Consider the following 3977-nt stretch of genomic DNA (forward strand, 5'->3'; position numbering starts at 1 on the left):
GTTGGGACCTTGTCCCTGTGAGAGTAGGACGTCGCCAAGCAACTTTAAGACGAGTCAGAATGACTCGTCTTTTTTGTGTTTAATGAAATAAGCGTGTAATTAATATCGGCTCTATGAGTACGTTTATCTAGTAAGAAATAGCTTTGTTTTAGCATACCTTCAGAAAAATAAGGCTGAGTTTTTTAGGCTCTTTAATTTTGAGCTTTAAAGTCTATTTGTTAACAAGAATATATACGAGGTATTGCCCTCTGTAGCCTACTCACACCCTCTTTTATTTCTTCAGTTGTTAAATGTCCATACCCTATAATAATTCGATTGTGATGTTTTCCTTTTTCAATGGCGTGGTCTTCCACAGGATATACCTTCACTCCGAGTTGTTGGGTTTTCTCAAGTAATTCTTGTGTGAATTGAACTTGATTGAATTCAACAATCAGGTGTAATCCTGTAGAATAACCAAAAATATTGATTTTATTTGAGAATGCTGATTTTAATTGCTGGATAAGGAAGTCTCTTCGATTTTTATAGATTTTTTTCATCTTCATAATATGCCGTTCCAAATAACCTTCGGCAATAAATTTAGCAAGGACAAGCTGATTTAAAGAAGGTGTATGTAGATCGGAAAACCATTTTACCCTGCGACATTTTTCAATAAGGTGTGAGGGAAGAACTAAGTATCCCATCCTAAGGGCCGGTGATAAAATTTTACTAAATGAACCTATATATATAACACGTTCGGGATCCAATCCCTGTAATGAACTTACAGGTGAACCTTCATATCGAAACTCACTGTCATAATCATCTTCAATAAGATAACAATTTGTTTTTCTTGAGTAGTTAATCAATTGAACCCGTCGTTGAATCGGTAACGTTCCACCTAAAGGAAACTGATGAGAAGGAGTAATGAAGATGAATTTTGGATTTTTATTTGCAGGCAGCAAAGATGTATCCATTCCATTATCATCAACCGGTATAGGAGAAAGTAAGGCTCCTGAATTTTTAAAAATTGTTTGAATGTCATTGGTGATGGGATCTTCTATTAGTACTTCGTCACCTGGTGATAAAAGTAACTTAGAAACAAGTGTTAAAGCTTGAGTTGCACCGGAAGTAATCACCAATTGTTCTGGATGACAAAAAACTCCTCTTGTTTTTAGTAAATAGCGTGATAAAACCTTTCTTAATTCGGGGCGCCCTTCGGGAATATCGTATCCAAATGTAGAAGGAGGTGTTTCATTCCATATAGTGTGGGATAACTTTGCCCATCCCTTACGTGGAAATAAGTCTAATGCTGGTATCCCTGAACGGAAATTAATGATATTACTGTCTTTGTTTCTTTCTTCGCACCAAGATAAAGAATCAATTAGAGTTAATTTTTTACGTTGTTCTAAATATGTCCCTTCTGCAATGAATGTCCCGGCTCCTTGCTGAGTGACCAAAAAACCTTCGGAAAATAATTGATCATAAGCTTCTAAAATTACGTTCCTAGACACCCCTAACTCAGAAGATAATTCCCGTGTTGATGGTAGTTTTTCTCCGGATTGCAGCTCTCCGTTTAATATTCGTTCACGTATTTGGTGATAAACCTGTCGAATTAAACTTATATCTAACGATCGATCAATAGGTATCCAAAGCATATAAATGCTCCCTTCAGCAAAATTGGTACCATAAAAGTTTGGGTGAAATGGTACTAATACAAACCATTTTAGCATGCTATAGTTGGATCAAATAGTTCTAAAGGGGATGAAAATGTGATGACTAAACCAGAATTCCAAGTAGCTCAGGCATTTAAATCGATTGCACGAAATGAACATATAAAATCCTATGTACAACAATCTACTGAACTCTATGCGTTATTATTACAAGCTGCGAAACGCTTTGTCACCGGAGAAACGAGACATGAGGGGATTGGGACGGCAAAGGAACTAATTACAAAAGGTTATCATACTTCACTAGAATACATAGGGGAAAATACTCTAGATATAGAGGAATGTTATAAAGCTAAAAATGAGTTTTTGAATCTTATTGGGGACATGGGTACTCTATCTATGAAACAAACAGTATCACTCGATTTATCGCATATTGGGTTATCTATAGATCCAGAAATATCTTATATTCATTTAATGGAGTTGGCAGAGAAGGCGAAAGTACATGGAACTACCCTTATGATAAGTATGGAAGAATCATCTAAAGCAGCGGACATTCTTTCCATTTATAAAAAGGTAACTGAGCAATATCATAATGTAGGGATAACAATACAGACACATTTATATCGCTCAAACAATGATATTCAAGAACTCCTTCATTATCCAGGGAAAATAAGAGTTGTAAAAGGTGCCTATCAAGAAGTTCCGGATATTGCTATGCCTAGGTCAACTGATTTAAATCAACAGTATCTTCAAATTGTAGAACAATTAGTTGAACACAATCATCCTGTATCTATAGCTACACATGATGAAATTCTTATTACAGAGATGGAGCAACGTCAATATTTTAGTCAAACTAATGTAGAAATAGAAATGCTATATGGAATTCGTCCGGATATGTTAAGAGATTTGAAAAACAAAGGACATAACGCTAGAGTATATTTGACTTATGGGAAAGAGTGGTACTTGTATCTATGTCACCGGATAGCTGAACATCCAGAAAATTTATATCGTGCAGTGACAGATATGATACATTCACCTTCAGCAGAGCGGAGTAGGGAATATTGAATAGACATTTAATACTAAATGTAAAAATGATTTTGGCTGTGGCCTAAAAATAAGAGCCGGATTTTTCTTAGAGTAGAAATTCCGGCTCATTTTATATTGAAATTTTTCAATGTATATTTGCGTTACATACTGACAGGACTACTATAGATGTTAAGAAGATTATGATTTATAATTGTACAGCCGTAGTATACCTTGTTGCAGAATTTTGTTTTTATTGTTGCGTATTCTTAGAGTTGTAGGTAGAAATAAAAGAATTTATGACTCTATATGTATTTCAAAAGGGAAGAGATATAAAATATATACTAAAAACAATAAAACTAAATGCTTTGTTAGTGGAACGATTCGTTCTTCTAGCGGCAAACGTAAATATAGGTATAGGATAAACATCTTTTAATGTTATAAAAACTGAAGTAATGAAAAGAACGAATGTTCTCTTTGTGCATGTTTGGTACACTTGATCAATTGAGGTGCGTATTTTTAATCCAGTATATGTGTTTAAAAAGAAATGCTATTAATCTATTCGGACCTTGAGCATATCTTAAATGTTTATTAAGAGGATATGGCTGTATGGAAATGGATGATGCTAAAGATGAAAGAGATATAAGGTTGATATTTCAGTGACATAAGGATAGTTAGTAAATATATTAGTATGTTTCTGTATATTTACGAGTAAACAGATAAGCAACCATTACTTCATATAAGGGGAACTCAGGACTCTATAACTAGAGTAGTATATGAGTTTATTATGAATTTCTGTATCGTTGTCTGTTATAAGAATGCGTATATCTTCAATCGTTTCTAATAGAGTGCGTGTTAAACAAAGAAGTATTAGGGAGTGTAATAACTTTTTAATTACATATTAGTATTTATTAAAGTCGGGTTGTTAGTTTTGTTGGGTAAAAAATTCTGTGCAAATTAAGTCTAGGGTTTAAGTTAACTTGAAAGAATAGATTAAAGAGAAGCAGAAGGGGGATTCCAGTAATGGATCCTTGTAGTGGCGTATCTAGCTAAAAGAGCATAAAAATATTAAATTGAATATCTTTATAAAAAGGTATTGACGATTAGTATATAGAGGTGTAATATAGAACAAGTCGCCGATGCAATAACGCAGAAGACGACAAACGAAATAAAAAACTTGGTTGACATTAGCTAACGAAGATGTTAACATAAGGAAGTCGCGAATGAGCGACCGAGTAGTTCTTTGAAAACTGAACGAAACAAACAACGTGAAACGTCAATTTTTATTTTTAGATGCTAGACAAACTAACT

2 protein-coding genes are annotated in these 3977 nt (G+C 34.0%); one reads left to right on the forward strand and one right to left on the reverse strand.

The features are described from left to right. Positions 1 to 218: 218 nt before the first annotated feature. Complete coding sequence (pdxR, locus tag AC1Q51_RS27750) at positions 219 to 1631, reverse strand: MocR-like pyridoxine biosynthesis transcription factor PdxR (RefSeq protein ID WP_090979133.1); 1413 nt, start codon at positions 1629 to 1631, stop codon at positions 219 to 221. 117 nt (positions 1632 to 1748) lie between these two features. On the opposite strand from pdxR, the gene AC1Q51_RS27755 reads away from it, so the two are divergent. Then, a complete protein-coding gene (locus AC1Q51_RS27755; protein ID WP_090979131.1) occupies positions 1749 to 2708 on the forward strand; it encodes a proline dehydrogenase family protein in 960 nt (319 codons plus the stop codon). Positions 2709 to 3977 lie beyond the last annotated feature (1269 nt).

The sequence above is a fragment of the Bacillus sp. MT94 genome (assembly GCF_058792475.1).

What these genes read in the sequence shown, in the direction of transcription:
- AC1Q51_RS27755 (WP_090979131.1), top strand. Translation starts at nt 1,749, where the DNA reads ATGACTAAACCAGAATTCCAAGTAGCTCAGGCATTTAAATCGATTGCA.
- pdxR (WP_090979133.1), bottom strand. Translation starts at nt 1,631, where the DNA reads ATGCTTTGGATACCTATTGATCGATCGTTAGATATAAGTTTAATTCGA.